Origin of the sequence: Rhizobium sp. 25PS6 (assembly GCF_032464655.1) — a bacterium.
In the GTDB taxonomy this organism is placed as follows: Bacteria; Pseudomonadota; Alphaproteobacteria; order Rhizobiales; family Rhizobiaceae; genus Rhizobium; species Rhizobium laguerreae.
Map to the genome: position 1 here is coordinate 46,588 of NZ_JAWDIV010000008.1, position 21,238 is coordinate 67,825.

Below are 21,238 nucleotides of genomic sequence, written 5' to 3' on the forward strand. Positions count from 1 at the left end.
CCTTATCCGCCTGCCGGCAGCCTCGCATCTGACGGCAGCGGGCGACGGGCTAGAGGTCGCGCAAAGATGACCACGTTGCCGAGAAGCGTCAGCGCCAGGCCGATCAGGCCTGGACCGCTCCAGTGGTAGCCCTCGAAGACCGTCGACAACGACAGGGCGACGATCGGGAACAGGACGGTGGCATAGGCAGCGCGTGAGGAGCCGATGCGGGACACCAGCATGAGGTAGGTGGTGAAGCCGATCACCGATCCGATTGCCGCGAGATAGAGCATGGCGGCAAGATAGGTGATGTCAGGCGGTGCCACGATCGGCGTTTGCGTCACGGCAATCAGGAAGAGGAGGACGATCGCGCCATAGGTCATGCCCCAGGCATTGGCGGTCAGCGGTGAGATTCCGACCGCGCTGTTTCGACGCGATGCCATATTGCCCAGCGAGAAGAACAGCGTGCCAAGCGCTGCGAGCGCGATCCCTTTCAACGTACCCATATCGAAATCGACGGCAACGTCCTGTCCGAAAAGTAGGAGGAGGCCGGCTGCTCCGAGCGCCGCTGCGAGAAGCGTGCGGCCTGTAATACGGTCGGCGAAGAAGAGGCGCGCATTGACGGCATTATAGATCGTCGCGAGCGAGAAGATCACGGAGATCAGCCCGGACGGGATGAAGGCGGCGGCGTTGTAGAAGCAGATGAAGTTGAGGCTGAACAGGCAGAGCGCTTGCGCAAGGATGAAAGGTTGATCGCGCAAGGCAGGGAGCTTGAGCTGCCGCATAACAGCCAGGATGACGACGAGGATCAATGCTGCGGCCGCAAATCTGTAAAAAACCGAGACCAAGACCGGCACGGGACCGACCTGCATCGCGATGGCGATCCAAGTCGTCCCCCATATGAGGACGGTGGCGATGAAGAGAGCGGCATTTGCCATGGCGTAATCCTCGTTTTCCCGACCAATAGGCGAACCGTGAGCAGGTCTCTTGCAGATTCTTGCTATGAAATCGATTTGCCCGGACTTCCCCGCTCGCCATGCGGGTCGTCCACCGGTACTGTTCGCAAGGCGTGGCCTTGTGTGGGGAAGAATTGGTGAAAGATAGCCGCCTTTCGGTTTTCAGGTTTCTGTCCGCATCCCCTACTGCACGGATGTCACAGTCCATCGATTTGGGTTTCGGGCGATCGGCGGCCATCTGGAGCAATGCACACGACAGGATGAGCTATGAGCGGCCGAACGGTCATACGTTCAGTCTTTATCTGAGAGGCGGCGCCGGAACGCGTCGTCTGGATGGCATTCCCGGCGCGCGCGGCCGGCCGGGGGTCCTGTGCATCATGCCACAGGAGCACTCGTCCGAATGGGAAATCACCGACTTCTCCGAATTCGTCCATCTGTATGTTCCCGACGACCAGATGCGCCGGATGTTTGCGGAGACGTTTGACCGCGATGCGCGGCTCATGGCTCTTCCCGAATTAACATTCGCGGATGCACCCGCCTTGGCGCGCACACTTCGGCAGATGACGAAAGCGATGTTGGCGGGCGGTCATCTGCTGGCTGAAGAAGCGATGACGCAGGCGATCAATGATTTCTTCGTTGATCCGCGTTATGGAGGGATGCGCCCCTGCGCGATCAGCGGCGGGCTCGCTCCTCATGTCCGGCGCCGGAGTCTGGAGTATATCGAGGCCCATCTCGGTGAGACAATCCGCTTGCAGGATCTGGCGGCGATCGGGCAGCTCAGCGCCTTTCATTTTCAGCGGATGTTCCGGGCAAGCTATGGTGTGTCCCCGCATGGCTGGGTGGCTCACCGGCGTGTCGAGCGCGCCAAATCGATGTTATCAGCCATGGACCCAATCGCACAGATCGCTTCGGCCTGCGGCTTCAGCAGCCAGAGCCACATGACACGGGCATTTAAGTTGGGCACAGGCGTCACGCCCTCTGCCTACCGGCAACGACAGTGAAGCCCCTTCGCTCGACACGTGTTTGTTCGCTGTGGACGGGGCGGCAGCCTTGATCTCTTGACCGATAACGCCGGCGCTGGATCAACCGGGAAGTTTGTTGAATTTCCGGAGGCTCTTGTCGACGAAGGACTCCGGCAGGAAGCGGCGGATGAAACGGATCTGCCCTGCGGCCCTTCCGGCCGTGTACCGCCTCTTGGACGATGGCGCATTGGCGGCCTTGACGACGGTTGCGGCGACCACTTCGGGCGCATCGCCCTTCGAAACGATTTCGCGCATCAGCTTCTCGGCATCGGTGCGCACTGTATCATAAACGGCTAGCGGCCGGTCCGGCCGTGTGATGTTCTCTTCGAATGAGGTGCGCGTGACGCCCGGTTCGACGAGCACGACGCGGATGCCCTGCGTGCGCACTTCATGGTCGAGGGATTCCGAATAACCTTCGATCGCGTGTTTGGTCGCCGCGTAAAGCGCGTTGAAGGGCGCCGGGATCAGCCCGAGGATCGAGCTCAGGTTGATGATCCGGCCGCTGCGCTGCCGCCGCATCACCGGCAGCACCGCATTGGTCATACGCATCGTGCCGAAGACGTTGACGTCGAAAACGGCTTTGGCCTGTGCCGTCGTCGACTCCTCCGCACCACCGAGCAGCCCGATCCCGGCATTGTTGACCAGCAGATCGATTCGTCCCGTGCGTTTCAAAACCTCGTCGACGGCGCCCTGCACCGATTGATCGTCGATGACGTCGCAGACCAGCATGATGATGCCGTCGGCGGTGTCGGCCATCGGCTTTCGGCTGGTGCCGAACACCTGGTAACCGTCGCGCAGCAAGGCCTGCGCCGTTGCCAGCCCGATGCCGGAAGAAGCCCCTGTGACCAGGGCAATGCCGCGTTCTCTTTTGCTCATCGACGTCTGCCTTCATTTTGTCGTGGAATGTTCATGAGCATTCTGTTACTATCAATTTGATAGCAAGTCACTACTAAAAAGATATCGACATGAAGAATCTTTCGAACCAGCCTTGTCTGATCGCCCGCAGCATGGCGCTCGTCGGCGATGCATGGAGCATGCTGATCATGCGCGACGCCCATGCGGGGCTGACCCGTTTCGATGAATTTCGCAAAAGCCTCGGCATCGTGCCGACAATGCTGACGGGGCGGCTGTCATCGCTGACCGAGGAAGGATTGCTGGAAAAGCGTCGCTATTCCGAGCGTCCGCCGCGCGACGAATATTTGCTGACGGAAGCCGGGCGCGACTTTCTGCCGGTGCTGTTTGCAATCGGCGCCTGGGGCCGCAAGCATCGCAGCGGCGGTGCAGTCACCCGCTTCTTCGACGCTGAGACCGGAACGGAGATCGATCCCCTCACAATCGACCGCGCCACAGGCGCGGAGATTGGAACCCGTCCTATTCGTATCGCCGCACCCGAATGCGAGGTGCCCGCGGCACCTGACAACTCCCCTTGAAAGCGGTCGGTATCCTTGCCATCACCGCCTCCGGCAATGGCAAGGCTGATCCTCAAATCAAAACCCCCGGCCCAATCGGAGCGGCTACGACTGTTGCAGCCCGTAGAGCAGCGGCATCAGTCCTGCGAGCGCTCTGAAGCGCTCCCACGACTTGGACGAAGGCTTCGTCCAGCCGGTTTCGGCAAGTGCGGAAAGGCGGGGGAAGACGAGGCGGTCGAAAACGGCGCGATCGGTCATCGGCTCGGACCAGATGCAGGCTTGAATGCCGAGGAGTTTCTGTTTCTGGCTCGCCGTCCAGCCGCCGATGGGATCGAAATTGTAGAGCTTCTCCGCGTCCGAAGTCCCCGCCCAACTGGCGCCGGGCTCATCCCAGTCGGGCCTGAGCGCCATGTCGAGGTAGTAGACCTGCCCGGGGCAGACGACGATTTCGTAGCCGCGCTCGGCAAGTTCGGCCGAGACCTCGACATTGCGCCAGCTGCAGAGATAGCTCTGCGATTTGTCGATGACATCGCCGTGGGCCGCCTCTTCCCAGCCGCCGGTGATGCAGCCCTTGCTCGCAAGGAAGCGCTGGACGCGGCTCAGGAATTCCGCCTGCAGGATGGCGGCGCCCGAGCCGTGGATGTCGTCGGCGCCATGGGTATTGGTCACGACGTTCAGCCGCTTGGCATGCGCATCGGCAACCTCGTCGCCCGCCACGCTACGCAGGCGTTCGAGCGCTTCCGGCGAGCCGGACCACGCGCCAAGCGGAACTTCGTCGGCGCCGAGATGGATGATCTTGAACGGAAAGAGCTCGATGAGTTCGGAGAGGATCGTCTCGATGATCTCATAGGTCTTCTCGCGGGCCGGATTGATGCAATTATCGGGAAAGCCCTGAACCGAATAATAGCTGCCGATCTCGGCCGGATCGCGCAGCTCCGGTATTGCCTGCTGCATGGCGTAGCAATGGCCGGGGACATCGATCTCCGGCACGATCTCTACGCCGAAGCTCTTGGCATGGGCGACGATCTCGCGGATGGCAGCCTTGGTGTAGTAACCGCCGGTGCGGGCCGGGCTCGAACCGAGCAGCGGCGGAACGGCCAGACCGTGGCCGCGCCAGGCACCGACCGCGGTCAAATCAGGATAGGCGTCGATCTCGACGCGCCAGGCTTCGTCGTCGGAAAGGTGCCAGTGGAAGCGGTTGAGCTTATTCCAGGCCAGCACCGCCAGCAGCTTCTTGACTTCAGCCGCGCCATAGAACTGGCGGGCGACGTCGAGATGCAGGCCGCGCCAACCCATCGACGGCTCATCGACGATCTCGCCGGAGGCCGGAAACCGGAAGACCTCGGGATGCAGCCTTGCACCGCGCCAGATCTGGCCGAGTGTGACAAGGCCATAGAGGAAGCCGGTCTGGCTGACGGCCTCGATGGTGATCGCCTCACCCTCGAAGCTCAGCCGATAGGCCTCCGGCCCGAGCCCGGCGGCATCCTTCAGGGCAACCGGAACCGCGCCTTCCGCCTCGCTTCGCACAATGCCTTCGACGGCGAAGAGATGCTCGACCAGCGCTGCGAAACTGCGTGTTGCCGCCTCCCCTGCAGCGCTCTGCGCCTGCGGCGCAAAACCGGCCGGCAGTGGCCGATGCGAGGCGACCGCCACATGGTTCGGCCAGGGGATGATCGACACCTGAACAGGCGCATTGACCGGCACCGGATAGATCTCGGCGCCACGCTTCAATGGGGCGTTGCTGACCGAAGATCGCGTCGGCTCTATGGTGAGCACGATCGTGCTGCCGTCGGAAAGGGCGAGATAACCGCTCGTCGCGCCATCCGTCCAGTGGCGGAATTGCCAGCTCAGCGCGTAGACCGAGATCGTCCACGTCTCGCCGGCGCCGAGAACGAAATTGGCCGGCGGCTGGAATTCGGTGAAATTCGCCAGCCGCTGCGAAACCGTGGCGCCTTCGACGCGCCCGGCCGGATCGACGCGACCCGGACCGCTGACGCAAAGCGAGAAATTCGAAAGCGGCTCTGTGCCCAGATTTTTGAGGCGCAGGACGTAGGAAAATTCCTTGCCATCCGCAGGCGGGTTCCAAAGGGTTTCAAGCCGCAGGGCTTTTGGTCGCGGTGTGGACATGGTCACTCTTTCCTCTTGAAGATCGGATCATGCGTATTCCGGCGCATTACCGGGAGCGGAATTGGGTATGGCGCCAGCGGCCTTTTGGTAGAAGGCGGCGGGTGGAAATGTTGCCGATGATCGCGTGGCCAAGCCCGATCGGAGCGGTTGCTTCCGCACAGCCGGCTTCGATGCAAATGGGCGGGATGCATCCTTGCTCAACCTCATCCCGGCGATCCCGTTGTTTTTGATGTCAATCAAATTGATTTAAGATTGATAGTCAGTTTCCCGCCGACACGTCAATTGCCGATCGGAAATTTCTGCAGCGCCTCCGGATCGGCTCTCAGCGACGCGCACCGAACTGCAGGAAGACCTCGTCGGGGCGCTCTCTGATTCCATCGAGTCGGGCATGGGACGGCTGGTTCGCGTTGGTGACGTATTTGTGTTGGCAGATCCCTATCCCTTCCGTCCTCATCCGAACTATGGTGTCGGCGTCGGCGGAATTGCGCTCCACGTCTTTGTTTGCGGCATGCCGTCTCGATCGTAAATAGGATCGGCCTTAGTCTTCGCACCCTGGGCGGAGAATGCAGCGCGCGGGATCATCGCATGTCGGAACGACTTGAATCTGCCCGCCCTGATGAAACACCGGCCATCGTCTGGCTCGGCTTCATGGCGATGTGCGTCGGCATGTTCATGGCGATCCTCGACGTCCAGGTGGTGGCGACATCGCTGCCGACCATCCAGTCGGCGCTGGGTATCGATCCGGATCAGATGAGCTGGATACAGACGGCCTATCTCATCGCCGAAGTGGTCGCGATCCCGCTCACCGGCTTCTTGACGCGGCTTCTGACGATGCGATGGCTGTTCGCTACCGCCATCAGCCTGTTCGTCGCAGCCTCCGCCGGTTGTGCGATGAGCGGCAGCTTCGGCGAGCTGGTAGCCTGGCGGGTGCTTCAGGGCTTTTCCGGCGGAACCCTGATCCCCTCGGTGTTTTCAGCCGTGTTCATTCTCTTCCCGAACGAGCGCCAGGCACTTGCGACGACGATCGCCGGCGTTCTCGCAGTGTTGGCCCCGACCGTCGGACCGATCGTCGGCGGATGGCTGACGCAAACCTACTCCTGGCACTGGTTGTTCCTGATCAACATCCTCCCAGGCATTGCCTCGGCAATCCTGGCGGCACGGTCCTTGCCGAGGCAGGCGACCGATCCGTCCGAACTCAGGCATCTCGACGGTCTGTCGCTTCTGCTGATGGCAACCGCGCTGACGAGCTTGGAGCTCAGCCTGAAAGAGGCGCCGACGAGCGGCTGGGGCTCAGCCTATGTGCTCAGCCTGCTGGCGCTCTGCCTTGCATCGGGAGGTGTCTTCATCTGGCGAACGCTGCGCAGAAACCGGCCGATCGTCGATCTCGGCAATTTCGGTGATCGAAACTTTCTCGTCGGCTCCGTTCTGAGCTTCGTGCTTGGCATCGGCCTCTTCGGCTCGGTCTATCTCATGCCGGTCTTTCTCGCTTTCATCAGGGGACACGACGCCCTCCAAATCGGCATGACGATGCTGGTCACCGGCGTCGCGCAATTGATCACGGCGCCGATCGCGGTGGCGCTGGAGAAGCGGATGGACGCGCGATTGCTGTCGGCGGCCGGTTTCGCGCTGTTTGCGGTCGGTGTCGGGATGAGCGCTTTTCAGGATCCTCGCACCGATTATGACGCGATGTTCTGGCCGCAGGTCGTGCGCGGCGTCGCCATCATGTTCTGCCTACTGCCGCCGACGCGGCTGGCGCTCGGCACTCTGCCACCAGACCGCATCCCCGACGCGAGCGGACTTTTCAATCTGATGCGCAATCTCGGCGGGGCGATCGGCATCGCTCTCATCGACACCATCATCTACACGCGCTCGGAGCCGCTGGGACAAGGCCTCTGGACCCGTCTTCAAGCCGGCGACGTCGAGGCTGCGACATTCGTCGGCGCACCTCTTCAGACCATATCGGGGCATAGTGGCAGCTTCGACGCGGATACCACGGCACTGCTCGATCCGCTGGTCCAGACCGCGGCAAGCGTCCAGGCGATCAACGAAGCCTGGATGGTGATTGCCGTCCTGACCGGCTGCGCCCTGCTCTCGGTGCCCTTTGCCAGGCGGCCAACGTCAACGTGAAAACCAGGGTTGACGAGACCTACCCCCCGCGATCCTGAGATGGAAGCCAACGCATCGGCCAAACGGCTTCTAGGCTAGCTTAGCACTGCGCGTCTCGGCATCGATGAAATAGGCTGCAGCACCTGCCAACAGCAGCAACGCAGCGAAAATCCCGATGACCAGGCCGAAATCTTTAGTCACAAAAAGACCGATCAACGATGGCGCAAGCAGCCCTCCAAGCCGAGCCATAGCACCGGCGGCACCCATTCCGGTTGCCCTGGAGGCAGTAGGATAAAGCTCTGGCGTATAGGCGTAGAGTGCACCCCACGTACCAAGCAGCGCGAAACTCATGATGAGCAGTGACGACGCTACCAAGAGTGCGGATGAGCCGACGACAAACAAAATGGATCCCATCGCGGAAAGGATGCAAAATGCCACAAGCGTTGGACGCCGCCCCCACTTTTCGACGCCGTAGGCAGCGAGCGCATACCCGGGGATCTGGGCAAGCGCGATCAGCACAAGAAAACCGTAGCCTCGAACGAAGCCAAAGCCGTCCCCGGCAAGTTTCGGAGGCATCCAGGTGAAGACACCATAGTAAGAAATGGATACCAGAAACCAAACCGCGAGGATCAGAACGGTTCGACGCCGCAGAGCGTGGGAGAATATTCCGACACTACGCGTCGGTGTCGCAGGCGCTATGTCAACCTCTTCTCCCAGAGCACGGCGGCCATTCACCAGGATCATCCGGTCGATGATCGCCTTTGCTTCTCCACCCCTTCCCTTGCGCAGAAGATAGAGCGGCGATTCCGGCACGAAAAACCGCAGACCGAAACCGATAATCGCCGGGACCGCTGTTACGGCAAAGATCAATCGCCAGGCTTCGGCCACGCTCCAGAGACTGAGCAGCCAGGCTGCAATTGCGACAACCAGGGTTCCGACGGCCCAGAAACCCTCCAGCAGCACCAGCCACCTGCCTCGGTTCTTCGCCGGTAGGAATTCGGCCATCATCGCATAGTCCACCGGCAACGTCCCGCCGACTGCTGCACCGGTCAGGAAGCGCATGAACAGAAGGAAGGTGAAGTCTGGCGCGAAAATTGACAGTGTGCCAAAGACCGCATCACAGGAGACAGTCGCGATCAGAACGCCGCGACGGCCGATCCTGTCAGCAAGCCTACCAAACCCCATTGCGCCCAGAAACATGCCAAGGAAAAACACCGTGCCCGTCTGAAGCGCCTGCGGCACCGTCAGTTCGAAGCTCGTGGCGATCGAAGCCGCTGTGAAGCCCACTGCGATGACCTGCATGGCGTCAGCTGCCCAGACCAAGCCGAAGATGGCCATCAGCCGTCGCTGATATCGTCCTGCTCCCGCGTGGTTGAGAGCATCGTCGATGGTGATTGTGGTCATTTGTTCCCATCCCCGGCTGCCGTGGTTCGCTCATAGCGCATACAGCCCAAAAGATCACAGCCGCAAGCCGCGATGGCCATTTGCCAGCTTTACCTGGGCGTTTTATGACATACGAATTGGATGCCGGTCGATCAAACCCGGCAGCAACCCGTGATTTTCGCAGACAAAAAAAGAGGGCCGACGGAGAACCGTGGCCCTTTAATTGTGAAGGTATAAACCTCCAGAGGGGAACAGCTGAAACGACGGAACTGGGAGGAAAGCCGTCGTGTTGCATCAGCTATAATCACCATGCTCCTTTTTTGACCAGTTGGAAAACATTTTTTGTGCAATGCAGCTATGCAACGGCGGACTATCCAGCCGAAGGAGCCGTGGAGGATGGATCTTGAACGCTGCTACCGCGACCTGGGTTTTGAACTTTCTAGAAGGCGTCGATCTGGCGCCGGCCTAGGCCGCAATTGAAACGAGCCATCCAATGGAAAACAGGCCATGCGTGAGGACGCGATACCTTTGACCGGGTTCGACGATATCGCTTGATTTTACTCGGCGTCGTCGTTTGCCTTTGGGAACAGTTGCAGCACATTTGACCCACCCGGGTGCGCAAGAGTGCGAGCCTTTGGGCGCTGCGAGCTATTTTCTCCAGCCTTTTGGACAGCTGAAACGAGACCTTCCCGCCGGCGATAATAATCTGGCTTGGCAGGCAGGGTGATGTCAAACTCTTCAAGCATACGCTCAATAATGTCCATCGCTTCAGCCGCCAGACCAGCATAACCTTCTTGGCGTCGCTCGAAGAAGCCATCGTATCCGGGCCTGGAAAGGTCGAGACTATCCAACGCATAAGAAAGGGTCTTCACCCGGTTCGACAACCACAAAATTTCTTCTACAAGCTCGGGATTAAAAAGCGCCCAGTTTGCGTCTTGCGGAAGTGCAAGGGTTGGATCGGGAACGTGAAACGCGAATTGGCCTTCATCCATAGGATTGAATTCGGGCATGTCGTGAACGGCGGCATAGCTGGCTCCGACAAAATCATCTAGGGCCAGCACCGTCAGCATCGCTAGGTTTCTAACCTCGGCTTTCGGGCGCCGGTTGATCCCAGACTTCGCAAGTCGAATGACGATGGGAAGCAAGGAGCCAGCGGCCAAACCGCCGGCGCCGATGAACGCTCCCATTGCCATGATCCCTTGAGTGGTTTCGAAGAACTGCGTCAATAGTCACCTCGTTGAATAGGAGCTGCGAGTTGCGTCAAGAAGCACGCACAGATGGAATCAGCAGTTTCCGTCCCAGTTTGCCTTGAACTTAAACGATAGGGAACTCCGTTCCCGCGGTATGGCGCCACTGAGCATCTGACGGCATCATCGTCACCGGCCACCACAGTTCCTTTGAAGCTTGGCAATGACCTATAGGTGCAACTATCGAATTGGAACATCAAGTGATATCGACTGGCCTAGCTTTCAAGGCCCTCATCGAGAACCCGCGATAATGGTAAGATTTCTCTCAACCATTTTGCGTCATCCTCCAATTCCCTTCTGAAGCCAATCGACGAGATCTCAATGGCCACGGACCTTGACCGCAGTTTTCAAATGCCCCGACGCGACGAGCTTGGCCTCTTCACGATCAGCAACGGTTCCGGCCTATCGATATCGGCTTTGCCGAACGGCACCCTGTTTGCCATCGAATATGCCGACGACAAGGGATCGATGCAGATCAACCAGATCCAGGGCTCGCCGCTTACCGGCGGCATCGGTCGCCTTTATCTGCGCATCGGCGGGGCTGCACCTGACGTCGTCGAGCTTGTCGGGTCTCGCGCCGACGGCAGCTTCGGGCACGATGCGACGAGCCTCTCCTGGAGCGGCAAGAGAGGCGATATCGGCTACAATGTCCGCCTTGAGCTTCACCCTTCCGAAACAGCCTGGTTCTGGCGTGTCTCCATCCGGCATCGGAAGGATGGGACGCTGCCGGTCGATCTGGTGCTGATCCAGGACGTCGGTCTCGGCGATCGCGGCTTCCTGATGAACAGCGAAGCCTATGCCTCTCAATATGTCGATCATCATATCGCCGATCACGAGACCTTCGGCCCTGTCGTGATGAACCGGCAAAATCTCAAGCAGTCGGGCGTCCGCAACCCCTGGCTCGTGCAGGGCTGCCTCGATGGCGCGGCCGCCTATGCCACGGATGCGATCCAGCTGGTGCAGGCGAGCGACCGGCTCGACGACATGCTGGTCGGCCCCTTCGGCACCAACCTGCCGAGCAAACGGCGGCAGCAGGAGACGGCATGCCCCGCCATTCAGTCGAAATCGCTCTCCGTTCCGGCAAGCGGTGCGACCGTGACCTTCTTTGCCGTGTTTGCCGCCGATCATCCCGAGGCATCGAGCGATGCCGACCTTTCACGGCTTGACGAGCTCGCGGCGACAGACAGTGCGACCGCCGATATCGAGGAGGTCGCGCCAGTCCGCAGCCTTCTCCAGGATGCTGCCTTGCTGAAGGCCGAGGCGCTGAATAAAAAAGCGATCGGCCAGCTCTATCCGGCGCGGAGCCTGGAAGAGCGCGTCGACGGAAAGCTTCTTTCGTTTTTCGTGTCGGACGGCATTTTGAACCGCCACGTGGTCTTGCGCGACAAGGAACTCATGGTGGCGCGCCGTCACGGCGCGATCGTCAGAAGCGGTGAAAACATGCTGCTCGACGATGCGACGCTTGCCGCGACCTGCTGGATGCAGGGCATTTTCGCGGCCCAGCTGACGATCGGCAATACGTCCTTTCACAAGCTCTTTTCCGTCTCCCGCGATCCCTACAATCTGACCCGCGCCAGCGGGCTGCGCATCATGGCGGATGTCGGCGCCGGCTGGCAGCTTCTGGCAGTGCCGTCGGCTTTCGAAATGGGGCTCAGCGATTGCCGCTGGATCTATCGTCTCCCCGAACGCACGATCATCGTGTCGGCGGTCGCCTCCGGCGAGAATGCGGCGATGCAGTGGAGCGTCTCCGTCGAGGGCAAGCCGTGCCGCTTTCTGGTGTTCGGCCATGTCGTGCTTGGCGAGCGCGAATATGACGCCGGCGGGCAGATTGAGTTCGATCCGTCGGGCAAACGCATCCTTTTCCGGCCGGACCCGGCCTGGCTCTGGGGCGAGCGTTATCCCGATGCCGGCTATTGGCTGGTGAGTTCGACGCCCGACGCGATCGAGGAAATCGGCGGCGACGAACTGCTCTACAGCGATGGGGTAACACGCAACGGCGCCTTCGTGGCGCTCCGATCCCTGATGACGCAGGCGCTCTCTTTCGCCGTCGTCGGCTCGATGACCGATGCGGCGGAAGCCGAGCGACTGGCGCAACGTTATGAGGCCGGCGTCACCGATAAAGCCATGCTGGCACGGGCATCGAAATTCTGGCGGAACACCGTGCGCGGCCTGACGATCGCCAGCACCTCGCCCGACCTCGCGGCGCAGACGACCCTGCTGCCCTGGCTCGCGCATGACGCGATCGTGCATCTGAGCGTACCGCACGGCCTCGAGCAATATACAGGTGCCGCCTGGGGCACACGCGACGCATGCCAGGGGCCGATCGAATTCCTGCTCGCCTACGAGCATGATCGCGAAGCCAAGGAGGTGCTGAAGACCGTCTTCAGCGAACAATACCTGGAAAAAGGCGATTGGCCGCAATGGTTTATGCTCGAGCCCTATGCCAACATCCGGGCGGGCGATAGTCACGGCGACATCGTCGTCTGGCCGCTGAAGGCGCTGTGCGACTATATCGAAGCGAGCGGCGATCTCGCCATCCTCGACGAGAAAGTCTCCTGGCGCGACGAAAAGACGATGACCAGGGCGCCGGAGCTCGACACCATCGCGATCCATGTCGAGAAGCTGCTCGAGACCGTTCGCGAAGCTTTCATCCCGGGTACGCATCTGATCCGCTATGGCGAGGGAGACTGGAACGATTCCCTGCAGCCGGCCGATCCGCATCTGCGCGACTGGATGGTCAGCAGTTGGACCGTTGCCCTGCTCTACGAGCAGATCGTCCGTTATTCGGCGATCCTGCGCCGCCTCGGCCATGGCGACAAGGCTAAGGGCTTGAGGAAGATCGCAACGGCGATGCGCCGGGATTTCAACCGCCATCTCGTGCGCGACGGCGTCGTTGCCGGCTACGGTATCTTCGATCCCGCCCATGACGGCGTCGAATTGCTGCTGCACCCGAGCGACCGGCGCACCGGCCTACATTTTTCACTGATCTCGATGACGCAGGCGATGCTTGGCGGCCTCTTCACGCCGGTTCAGAGACGCGATCATATGAAGCTGATCGAAGAGCATCTGCTCTTCCCCGACGGCGTGCGGCTGATGGAAAAACCGGCGACCTATGCCGGCGGCCCCGAGACGCTGTTTCGCCGGGCCGAATCCTCCTCCTTCTTCGGTCGCGAGATCGGACTGATGTATGTGCATGCGCATCTGCGCTACTGCGAAACGCTGGCGCTGGAGGCAGAAGTAGACGAGCTCTGGAAGGCGATCGCCGTCGTCAATCCGATTTCTGTCACCACGGCGCTGCCGCATGTTTCGCTGCGCCAGCGCAATACCTATTTCAGCAGCAGCGACGCGGCTTTCCATGACCGTTATCAGGCGGCGGCCGAATGGGGGCGCGTCAAGGCGGGAGAGATTGCCGTCGACGGCGGATGGCGCATCTATTCGAGCGGCCCGGGGCTCTACACCAGGAGCTTCGTCGAAAATATCCTCGGCTTCAAACGGCGCTTCGGCCGGCGCAAACGTAAACCGCTTCTGCCCGCAATCCATGCCTCCGCCGATCTGCAAACGGATCACGCCGCCTGGCGCCGGCTGATGAAGCCGAAGCCCGAGGCGTAACAGTCCAGGACGAGGCGCTATCTATACAGTAGCGTCGCGCAGCTCTTCAAAGCGCGCCGCACTCTTCGACAAGTGGCTTCGGATGGCGCGTCGGGCTGCAGGCTCGTCGCGGTCGCGGATCGCCGCGAATATGGCGTGGTGTTCCCTGCGCATACGCGCCGCGTGGCGCTTGCGCTCGGCTGAGGTCATCTTGTCCAATCGCGCCCATTGCCGCGGCACCATGATGTTGCCGAACGTGTCGAAGAGGCGGCCGTAGTAGGAGTTTTGCGTCGCGACCAGAATGGACCGGTGGAAGGCGTAGTCCTCCTGCGCGCCGTACCCACCTTCTTCGAGCGCCTTGTCTAGGTCATCGAGACGATCCTGCATACGGTCGATGTCCTCCTGTGTGCGCCGCAGCGCCGCAAGACCGGCGGCTTCATATTCGACCCCCATACGCAGTTCCAGCACACGCAGGACCTCGTCGATCGACTGCAGGTCGTTGGGAATGATGGAGAAGGATCTGGGCGTTGGATCGTTCGAGACAAAAGCCCCAAGGCCTTGCCGTGTGGTGATCAGCCCCTTCGCGCGCAGCGCGGCGAGCGCTTCGCGAACGATCGTCCGGCTGACGCCGGTCGTCGTCATGATCGCCTGTTCGGTCGGCAGGCGCTGGCCGGGCTTCAGGTCGCCGGACTCGATCTGCGCCGTCAACATATCGGCAAGGTTGCTGCGCAGGTTCGGCGCCTGCTGAATGGTATTGAAGACCGCGTTGTCCTTATCTGCCATCCTGTTTCGAAATCCTGATGTCGAGGCGGCTGCGCCGACCCCGTTTCCTGTTCGTTTCCGTATCCACGCCGATGCGGCAGGCAGCGGCACTAAAGCGCGTCGCGATCGTTCAGCTTCGCTCCCCGCGCTTCAGGTGAAACCGATCACCGCGCCAGCCAACCGCCATCGACAGGCAGCACCGTTCCATGCACGTAATCGGATGCCGACGATGCCAGGAAGACGGCCGCACCGCCGAGTTCGGACGGCGTTCCCCAGCGCCCGGCCGGGATTCGGGCAAGGATGGCGGCATTGCGGTCGGCATCTTCGCGCAGCGCCGTGGTGTTGTTGGTCACGAAGTAGCCGGGGGCGATGGCGTTGACGTTGACGCCCTTGCCGGCCCATTCGCAGGCAAGCAGCTTGGTCAGCCCGGCAAGGCCGCTTTTCGAGGCGGTATAAGACGGGATCCGGATGCCGCCCTGGAAGGAGAGCAGCGAGGCGATGTTGATGATCTTGCCCCTGCCCTTGTCGACCATATGGCGGCCGGCCGCCTGAGACAGGAAGAAGGCAGTCTTCAGATTGACGTCGATCACCGCGTCCCAGTCTTCCTCGGTGAAGTCGAGTGCATCGGCGCGGCGGATGATGCCGGCATTGTTGACGAGGATGTCGAGGCCGCCGAAGGTCTGGATGGTCTCGGTAACGATCCCCTTGACTGGTTCGATGCTGGCGAGATCGGCCTTGACGACATGGAAGCGGCTTCCCGCTTCCTGCACCAGCGCCTCGGTTTCGTCCATCGAGGAGCGTCCGACGGCGACGATCGACGCGCCGGCCTGCGCCAACGCTGCCGCGATGGCCTGGCCGAGACCCGTATTGGCGCCGGTGACGACGGCAACCCGGCCGGAAAGGTCGAAGGGATTTGCCACGATGCTCACCTCAGATCCGCAATGGCGATATGGTCCATGTCGGTGAAGCTCTTATTGTCGCCGGCCATCGCCCAGATGAAGCTGTAATTCTTGGTGCCGGCGCCCGAATGGATCGACCAGGGCGGCGAGATGACCGCCTGTTCGTTGGCGACAAGCATATGCCGGGTCTGCTGCGGCTCGCCCATGAAATGGAACACACGCTGCTCCGCTTCGAGATCGAAATAGAGATAGGCTTCCATGCGGCGGTCATGCGTATGTGCCGGCATTGTGTTCCAGACGCTGCCCGGCTCGATCATGGTGAAGCCCAGGGTGAGTTGGCAGGACTGGCAGACGTCCGGATGGATGAACTGGTAGATCGACCGCTTGTTGGCCGTCGCGGCTTCGCCCGGCGTCAGGTGACGGGCCTTTTCGCGGGTGAGCAATACGGTCGGGTGCGCCTGATGCGCTGGCGTCGAGACCAGATAGAACTTTGCCGGATTGGCGGCATCCGCGCTCTCGAAGCTGATGTCCCTGGCGCCCTTGCCGACATAGAGGCAATCAAATTTGGCAAGATCGTAGTTCGTGCCGTCGACGATGATGCGGCCGGCACCGCCGATGTTGAGCGCGCCGAGTTCGCGCTCGGCAAGGAAGGTTTCCTGTCCGATCGCCGTCGGCGCCGTCAGCGTCAGCCCGGGGCCGAGCGGCGTCGCGCCGCCGATGACCATCCGGTCGTAATGCGAATAGGTGAGCCGGATCTCGCCGCTCGCGAAGACGGTTTCCACCAGAAAGTGACGCCGAAGCGTCTCCGTGTCGAAATTGCGCACGGCCTCTGGATGGGAGGCGTGCCTCACGTCGATCTGCATGTCAATTTTCCTTCCGCTTCATTGTCGCTACGGGGGCGTCGCTATTGCGGAAGCCGGTCTTGTCCGGCCTGTTCCGCTGCGGCGGTATCCATCCGGTTACATAGTTGTACGACAAGTTTGGTGTCAACATGTTTGTCGGTGCGCGTTCGAGGAGACGTAAGGCCCGCAAGAGCGCGAAGCGAATTTGGGATAGACAGGAGAATTTCCGGAGATGATGACGCCATCATCCAAGCGATGGATCGCAAGCCGTCGTTCTTGGCGCGATCCGGCAGTGCTATCGGCCAAAACGAAAAAGCCTGCCGCGGGAGGAGGTGCGGCAGGCTTTCGTAAAAAACCGAACGACAGCTGGGAGGAGGAGTGCTGTCATTCCACAGACGACCCTGGGAGGAGGATGGGGCGCCTGTACATCGAAGGGACGCGGGAGGAGGTGCATCGCTTCGATAGAAATAATCATACTTATTTCTTGCTCAGTTGATAGGCATTTCTTTGCAGGGCAGCTATGCGTTATGCGAAAAGCGGGAGGCTCGATTACCTTGGTCCATTCGCTGGAAGCACAAAAGCAAAGCGCCCGCTCGGGAGGAAGCAGGCGCTGGCATGGTCTTGAAGATGCTTGGTCTAAGCTGCCGTTAACGGGCGATGGCTGCACGGGCGACGTTGCGGATGTCGCCGCGGCCGATGCCGAGGTCGTCCAGTTCGCGAGCGGACATACGACCCAGTTCAGCGACCGTCTGACGGTACTTGCGCCAGTTATTGAAAGAGCGTGCTACGTTCATGATGATCCCCTTTCGTGGGCTTTCGAAGCTTAGCTGCCAGTCCTTGGCGCTTCGTTCGCTTCGATGAGGTGTATATAATACGAGACCGCTGATTATTGCAGCGCCAATGCATCAGTGCACCTATGCGACACTTGCATGGGTCGCCATATCTTGCAGCTCAGGATTCGAACCGCTTCGCGGTCAGAGTTTGAAACGATCGAAGGCCGTCAGCCGTACGATCGGCGGCTCCGCCTCGGCCCATCGGTAAATATCCGAGCGCAGATAGGAGAGTTCGTCGTCGAGATCCTCTTCGCCGACTTCGATCCACCAGGACTTCAGGCGGCCGTCGCTGCCGTCCGACCAGCGATAACCCCTCCCCTTCAGATGATCCTTCATCTCGAACGGGCTGTGTTCGGCAAAGATACGGACGCGCGAGCGCTGGCTGGCGCGGTAAAGCTCGGTGAACGGGCTTTCTCCGCCGCGCTGCTCCCGATCGAGGATTTCCAGCAGTGCGTGGCAGTCGTCTACCGCGCGGTGGCCCTCATGGAAATATCCGGCCTGGCCGACGAGATAGCCGAGCTTCGTACCCTCAAAGCCGCGGCCGCTCCAGTCGATCTCCGAAACCGAGCATGCCCAGGCCTTGCCGGCGAAAATCTTCGAGAAGGCCTCGCAGAACGGCCGGTCGAAACCGGCATTGTGGGCAATGATCAGATCCGCCGGCTCGATCAGAGTACGCAGCAATTGGATATCGATGAGCTGTCCTTCGACCATCGCGTCCGTAATCCCCGTCAGCCGGGTGATCTCGGGCGGGATCGGCCGGGACGGCTGCTGCAGGCCGCCATAAATGCCGACGATATCGCCGATCGCACCGTCATCGTCGAAGGTAAAGGCGACGGCGCCGATTTCGATGATCTCGTCGCTGCGATGGTTGAGACCCGTGGTCTCCGTATCGAGAATGACGCCGAGGCGCGAAAACCCCGGCCGTCTGACTGACGCAATCGGCCGGGCGACCAGTTTTCTCAAGATGCGATAGTTGCCGCTCTCTTCGAGCGTCCGCGCCATGTCTTCATTGGAGTGGACGACCGGCTGCGATGGCCGCCGGTGCGATGGACCGCGTGCCTTGGCCGTTGCGGGCGATGCCTTGGCAAACATGTCGAGTTGCGAATCTCTGTGCACGCTCATCGAATCTATATGTCATGAAGAGGCGATTTAATCCATCGCACGGACAGCACCACGCCTTTTCGAGAGGCGCCGCTAGCACCTTGAATTATGCAGTCGCCAGATGTGGTGGAGTATCAACATGTGCCGTTTTGTCCGTCGGGAAGCTCAGCCGGCAGACCGCGCCTGGACTGTAGTTGTCGATCGTCACCTCACCGCCGTGCATGCGCAGGATGTCGCGGACGAGATTAAGGCCGAGGCCGGCACCGCGTCCGTCGTGATGGCGCTTGAAGAACGGCTCGAATATGCGATCGCGCATATCGGCGGGGATGCCCGGTCCCTCGTCCCTGACTTCGATCCAGTTGCAGCCTGATGTCAGCGAGATGGTGCCTTTCCTGCCGCCATGGTTGATCGCGTTCTGCAGGATGTTCATCAGGGCGCGCTGCAGCGCCAGAGGATCGCCCTCGATCTCGCCGGCGCCGTCGACATCGAACTGTACCGTGTAGCCGGCGGCAAAGGCCAGCGGCGCCATCTCGATCATGACCTTCCTCGCCAACTGGCCGAGATCGACCTTGGTGAACTGGACCTTGCCCTGTTTCAGTCGCTGAAGATCGAGCATCTGCTCGGTGAGTACGGCGAGCCTGGCTGCATCTTCCAGGAGGTCGGTCTTGATCGAACTGTGCGGCAGGGCTCCAATTCTCGTGTTCAGAATGGCGATCGGCGTGCGCAGCTCATGGGCGGCATCGGTCAGAAACCGTTCCTGCCGCTCGTAACCCTCGTCGAGACGTCCGAGCGCGCGGTTGACGGCGTGCACCAGCGGCGCGATCTCTTCGGGAATATCGTGTTCCGACAGCCGGCCGCCACGCTGGTCGATATCGATCGTATCGGCCTGGAGCGCGGCCTGATCGATCCCGACCAGCGATCGTCGCACGACGAGCGGCGTCGCGATCAACGCACCCAACGCCATCACCGCGACGATGGGAATGACAATCTTCGCAAGCACCAGCGAAAGCTTGAGCAGGATCAAGGTGGACGAGATGGGGCCGTCGGTGCTCGTCAGAAACTGCACCTGTCCCCAATCCGTCGCAATCCACTTCATCCGGGCAGCCGGACGGTCGTGGTCGCCGAGATTCGCGCCGAACTCGGCCTCGACGACATGATCGAGCGTGTTGCCGATTGTGGCATATTCTTCCGGAATCCGGCCCTCGGTCAAAACATGTCCCTGCATGTCACGGACAGTGTACCAGAGATCGGGCGCGTCCTTGCGCAGCTGCCGCAGATCCTCGGTCTCCCTCAGGCTCAACTCTCCGGTGGGTTGCCGGAAGACGGCCTGGCGCAGGACCTCGATCGTGCCCTCCGTCGACCTGTATTCGGATATCTTGCCAACCGAAATCAGCACGATCATCACCAGGATGAGCACGACCGATTGCACGGCAAGAAGGCGCCAGAACAGGCGCTTGCGCAGCGAATAGGAGCATCGTTTGCTCATGATGCTTCCCGCAGGAGATAACCCACGCCCCGGATAACGTTGATGACCACGCCTGCTTGCGATGCCGCCAGCTTGCGCCGCAACCGCGATATGTGGGAATCGAGCGCGTTCGACTGGATCTCGTCGTCGAAGCCGAAGACCGCTTCCATCAAGGCCGGTCGCGGCACCATGCGACCGGCGCGGCGCATGAGGCATTCGAGCACCAGCGCCTCCCGGCGCGGCATTTCCAGACGCAGGCCGGAGACGATGATGTCGCAATAGGTCGGATCGAACGAAAGACGGCCGATCGAGATCAGCGCCGGGCGCAAGGTTTCGGAGCGGCGCATCACGGCACGCAGCCGCGCCAGAAGTTCGTCGAAGACGAAGGGCTTGGCAAGGTAGTCGTCGGCGCCGGTCTCAAGGCCGGTGATCCTGTCTGGAACCTCTCCCTTGGCGGTGATGACGATGATCGGCAGCGTCAGCCCCTTCTTGCGGATCTTCGGAATAAGTTCGAGGCCATCGCCGTCAGGCAGTTGCCGATCCAGAAGGACGGCGTCGTAGGCGCCGTCGCCGATCACCAGTTCGGCGTCGCACAGCGTCGAAACATGATCCATCACCATGTCGTGCCTGGTCAGGGCGCCTCGGAGCGCCACGGCCATTTGAGGTTCATCCTCGATCAGTAATATGCGCATCTCACATTCCTATCGGGGACCTATCGGGGGCCGTCGGTCCATAGGTGGAAACCATATCACCCTCGAACAAGTCTGCGATGCCTGTCGCGCATCGAATGCGGGATCGCCGCCGCGTAGCAAAGGATCGTATCCGTCATCACGCGCGGCGCTGCTCGATCAATATCATCGGCTGGTACCTGCGGCTGATCCGATAGACCGCGGCCGGCGGGATATTGCGCAACGTCCAGCCGATCCTCGTGGCGACAAGGTCGAGGGAGTCGAGGATTTCGACGGGCACCGGGCATTTCGGCCCGTAGGTGAACTGATAGAAGGCACCGTGCGGTCTGAGGTTGGAAAAGCAGCCCTCGAGGAGCGTCCGCGCGTCCTCCGGCCGCATGGCAAGAAGCGGAAGCCCGCTGACGACACCGCCGAAGAAGCTTCCGGAAAGCGCCGTCTTCCACATCTGCCGCACGTCCACCCACAGCACCCTGGCATCGGGAAAGCGGCCTTGAAGCAGGGTGGCGAAATCCCGCTCGTATTCGACCAGCGTCAGATCGCGCTCGGCAATGCCGCGTTCCAAAAGGGCTGCGGTGAAAACGCCGGTGCCCGGGCCGAGTTCGAGAACCGGCCCGGTTAACGTAGAAATTTCCTTGGTCATCAGGCCCGCAAGGCGGGGGCATGAAGGCGTGATCGAGGCGATGCGCAGCGGCGCGCGAAGCCAGGCGAGAAGAAAGCGTCGTCGATCGAAACGTGGCATGGGACCTTCACGGTGGCTGATTGATCCCACCTATGAACCGGCTCAACATTGCAACAGTCTGTCATGTCGCAGTCACGGTGCCGCCGAGGCA

The 21,238-nt window shown here is 61.1% G+C and carries 17 protein-coding genes; 4 read left to right on the top strand and 13 right to left on the bottom strand.

Annotated features, from left to right (window positions below):
- Positions 1 to 2 precede the first annotated feature (2 nt).
- A complete protein-coding gene (locus tag RWK44_RS13180) occupies positions 3 to 917 on the bottom strand; it encodes a DMT family transporter (protein WP_316028910.1) in 915 nt (304 codons plus the stop codon).
- Positions 918 to 1,195: 278 nt separating this feature from the next.
- Between RWK44_RS13180 and RWK44_RS13185 the strand changes: the two genes are divergently transcribed.
- Complete coding sequence (locus RWK44_RS13185; RefSeq protein WP_316028971.1) at positions 1,196 to 1,936, top strand: AraC family transcriptional regulator; 741 nt, start codon at positions 1,196 to 1,198, stop codon at positions 1,934 to 1,936.
- Between the two features lie 81 nt (positions 1,937 to 2,017).
- On the opposite strand, the gene RWK44_RS13190 is transcribed toward RWK44_RS13185, so the two are convergent.
- Positions 2,018 to 2,833 (bottom strand): oxidoreductase, encoded by an 816-nt coding sequence (locus tag RWK44_RS13190; RefSeq protein WP_316028911.1) that lies wholly within the window; start codon positions 2,831 to 2,833, stop codon positions 2,018 to 2,020.
- An 89-nt stretch (positions 2,834 to 2,922) separates the two neighbouring features.
- Here RWK44_RS13190 and RWK44_RS13195 point away from each other — a divergent pair, with 89 nt between their 5' ends.
- Positions 2,923 to 3,387: a winged helix-turn-helix transcriptional regulator gene (locus RWK44_RS13195; RefSeq protein WP_316028912.1), complete on the top strand. Its 465-nt coding sequence runs from the start codon at positions 2,923 to 2,925 to the stop codon at positions 3,385 to 3,387.
- Positions 3,388 to 3,471: 84 nt separating this feature from the next.
- On the opposite strand, the gene RWK44_RS13200 is transcribed toward RWK44_RS13195, so the two are convergent.
- Positions 3,472 to 5,493 carry a beta-N-acetylhexosaminidase gene (locus tag RWK44_RS13200; RefSeq protein ID WP_316028913.1) on the bottom strand — a complete coding sequence of 674 codons (2,022 nt, stop codon included), beginning with the start codon at positions 5,491 to 5,493 and terminating at the stop codon, positions 3,472 to 3,474.
- A gap of 585 nt (positions 5,494 to 6,078) precedes the next feature.
- Here RWK44_RS13200 and RWK44_RS13205 point away from each other — a divergent pair.
- Positions 6,079 to 7,620, top strand: coding sequence for a DHA2 family efflux MFS transporter permease subunit (locus tag RWK44_RS13205; RefSeq protein ID WP_316028914.1), 1,542 nt, complete (start codon positions 6,079 to 6,081; stop codon positions 7,618 to 7,620).
- 69 nt (positions 7,621 to 7,689) lie between these two features.
- On the opposite strand, the gene RWK44_RS13210 is transcribed toward RWK44_RS13205, so the two are convergent.
- Entirely contained in the window at positions 7,690 to 9,003 is a 1,314-nt protein-coding gene (locus tag RWK44_RS13210) for an MFS transporter (RefSeq protein WP_131662525.1), read from the bottom strand.
- Positions 9,004 to 9,539: 536 nt separating this feature from the next.
- Positions 9,540 to 10,208, bottom strand: a complete 669-nt coding sequence (locus RWK44_RS13215) for a hypothetical protein (RefSeq protein ID WP_131662524.1) — start codon at positions 10,206 to 10,208, stop codon at positions 9,540 to 9,542.
- Between the two features lie 342 nt (positions 10,209 to 10,550).
- On the opposite strand from RWK44_RS13215, the gene RWK44_RS13220 reads away from it, so the two are divergent.
- Entirely contained in the window at positions 10,551 to 13,838 is a 3,288-nt protein-coding gene (locus tag RWK44_RS13220; RefSeq protein WP_316028915.1) for a cellobiose phosphorylase, read from the top strand.
- A gap of 21 nt (positions 13,839 to 13,859) precedes the next feature.
- On the opposite strand, the gene RWK44_RS13225 is transcribed toward RWK44_RS13220, so the two are convergent.
- The 8 genes from RWK44_RS13225 to RWK44_RS13260 form a co-directional block, all read right to left on the bottom strand.
- Positions 13,860 to 14,600, bottom strand: a complete 741-nt coding sequence (locus RWK44_RS13225; RefSeq protein WP_316028916.1) for a FadR/GntR family transcriptional regulator — start codon at positions 14,598 to 14,600, stop codon at positions 13,860 to 13,862.
- A gap of 143 nt (positions 14,601 to 14,743) precedes the next feature.
- Positions 14,744 to 15,508 carry a 2-dehydro-3-deoxy-D-gluconate 5-dehydrogenase KduD gene (kduD, locus tag RWK44_RS13230; RefSeq protein WP_020052789.1) on the bottom strand — a complete coding sequence of 255 codons (765 nt, stop codon included), beginning with the start codon at positions 15,506 to 15,508 and terminating at the stop codon, positions 14,744 to 14,746.
- A complete protein-coding gene (kduI, locus tag RWK44_RS13235; protein ID WP_316028917.1) occupies positions 15,505 to 16,341 on the bottom strand; it encodes a 5-dehydro-4-deoxy-D-glucuronate isomerase in 837 nt (278 codons plus the stop codon). Before kduI ends, kduD begins: the two co-directional genes overlap by 4 nt.
- Positions 16,342 to 16,967: 626 nt before the next feature.
- Positions 16,968 to 17,114 carry a DUF1127 domain-containing protein gene (locus RWK44_RS13240; RefSeq protein ID WP_003594835.1) on the bottom strand — a complete coding sequence of 49 codons (147 nt, stop codon included), beginning with the start codon at positions 17,112 to 17,114 and terminating at the stop codon, positions 16,968 to 16,970.
- Positions 17,115 to 17,294: 180 nt separating this feature from the next.
- Complete coding sequence (locus tag RWK44_RS13245; protein WP_222024854.1) at positions 17,295 to 18,275, bottom strand: 3'-5' exonuclease; 981 nt, start codon at positions 18,273 to 18,275, stop codon at positions 17,295 to 17,297.
- 85 nt (positions 18,276 to 18,360) lie between these two features.
- Positions 18,361 to 19,740: an ATP-binding protein gene (locus RWK44_RS13250; RefSeq protein WP_221947875.1), complete on the bottom strand. Its 1,380-nt coding sequence runs from the start codon at positions 19,738 to 19,740 to the stop codon at positions 18,361 to 18,363.
- Positions 19,737 to 20,411, bottom strand: coding sequence for a response regulator transcription factor (locus RWK44_RS13255; RefSeq protein ID WP_011655266.1), 675 nt, complete (start codon positions 20,409 to 20,411; stop codon positions 19,737 to 19,739). The genes RWK44_RS13250 and RWK44_RS13255 overlap by 4 nt, the downstream gene beginning before the upstream one ends.
- Positions 20,412 to 20,547: 136 nt before the next feature.
- Complete coding sequence (locus RWK44_RS13260; protein ID WP_316028918.1) at positions 20,548 to 21,147, bottom strand: class I SAM-dependent methyltransferase; 600 nt, start codon at positions 21,145 to 21,147, stop codon at positions 20,548 to 20,550.
- Positions 21,148 to 21,238 lie beyond the last annotated feature (91 nt).

Coding starts and splice junctions, on each gene's coding strand:
- RWK44_RS13180 (WP_316028910.1), bottom strand. CDS start 917: ATGGCAAATGCCGCTCTCTTCATCGCCACCGTCCTCATATGGGGGACG.
- RWK44_RS13185 (WP_316028971.1), top strand. CDS start 1,196: ATGAGCTATGAGCGGCCGAACGGTCATACGTTCAGTCTTTATCTGAGA.
- RWK44_RS13190 (WP_316028911.1), bottom strand. CDS start 2,833: ATGAGCAAAAGAGAACGCGGCATTGCCCTGGTCACAGGGGCTTCTTCC.
- RWK44_RS13195 (WP_316028912.1), top strand. CDS start 2,923: ATGAAGAATCTTTCGAACCAGCCTTGTCTGATCGCCCGCAGCATGGCG.
- RWK44_RS13200 (WP_316028913.1), bottom strand. CDS start 5,493: ATGTCCACACCGCGACCAAAAGCCCTGCGGCTTGAAACCCTTTGGAAC.
- RWK44_RS13205 (WP_316028914.1), top strand. CDS start 6,079: ATGTCGGAACGACTTGAATCTGCCCGCCCTGATGAAACACCGGCCATC.
- RWK44_RS13210 (WP_131662525.1), bottom strand. CDS start 9,003: ATGACCACAATCACCATCGACGATGCTCTCAACCACGCGGGAGCAGGA.
- RWK44_RS13220 (WP_316028915.1), top strand. CDS start 10,551: ATGGCCACGGACCTTGACCGCAGTTTTCAAATGCCCCGACGCGACGAG.
- RWK44_RS13225 (WP_316028916.1), bottom strand. CDS start 14,600: ATGGCAGATAAGGACAACGCGGTCTTCAATACCATTCAGCAGGCGCCG.
- kduI (WP_316028917.1), bottom strand. CDS start 16,341: ATGCAGATCGACGTGAGGCACGCCTCCCATCCAGAGGCCGTGCGCAAT.
- RWK44_RS13240 (WP_003594835.1), bottom strand. CDS start 17,114: ATGAACGTAGCACGCTCTTTCAATAACTGGCGCAAGTACCGTCAGACG.
- RWK44_RS13245 (WP_222024854.1), bottom strand. CDS start 18,275: ATGAGCGTGCACAGAGATTCGCAACTCGACATGTTTGCCAAGGCATCG.
- RWK44_RS13250 (WP_221947875.1), bottom strand. CDS start 19,740: ATGAGCAAACGATGCTCCTATTCGCTGCGCAAGCGCCTGTTCTGGCGC.
- RWK44_RS13255 (WP_011655266.1), bottom strand. CDS start 20,411: ATGCGCATATTACTGATCGAGGATGAACCTCAAATGGCCGTGGCGCTC.
- RWK44_RS13260 (WP_316028918.1), bottom strand. CDS start 21,147: ATGCCACGTTTCGATCGACGACGCTTTCTTCTCGCCTGGCTTCGCGCG.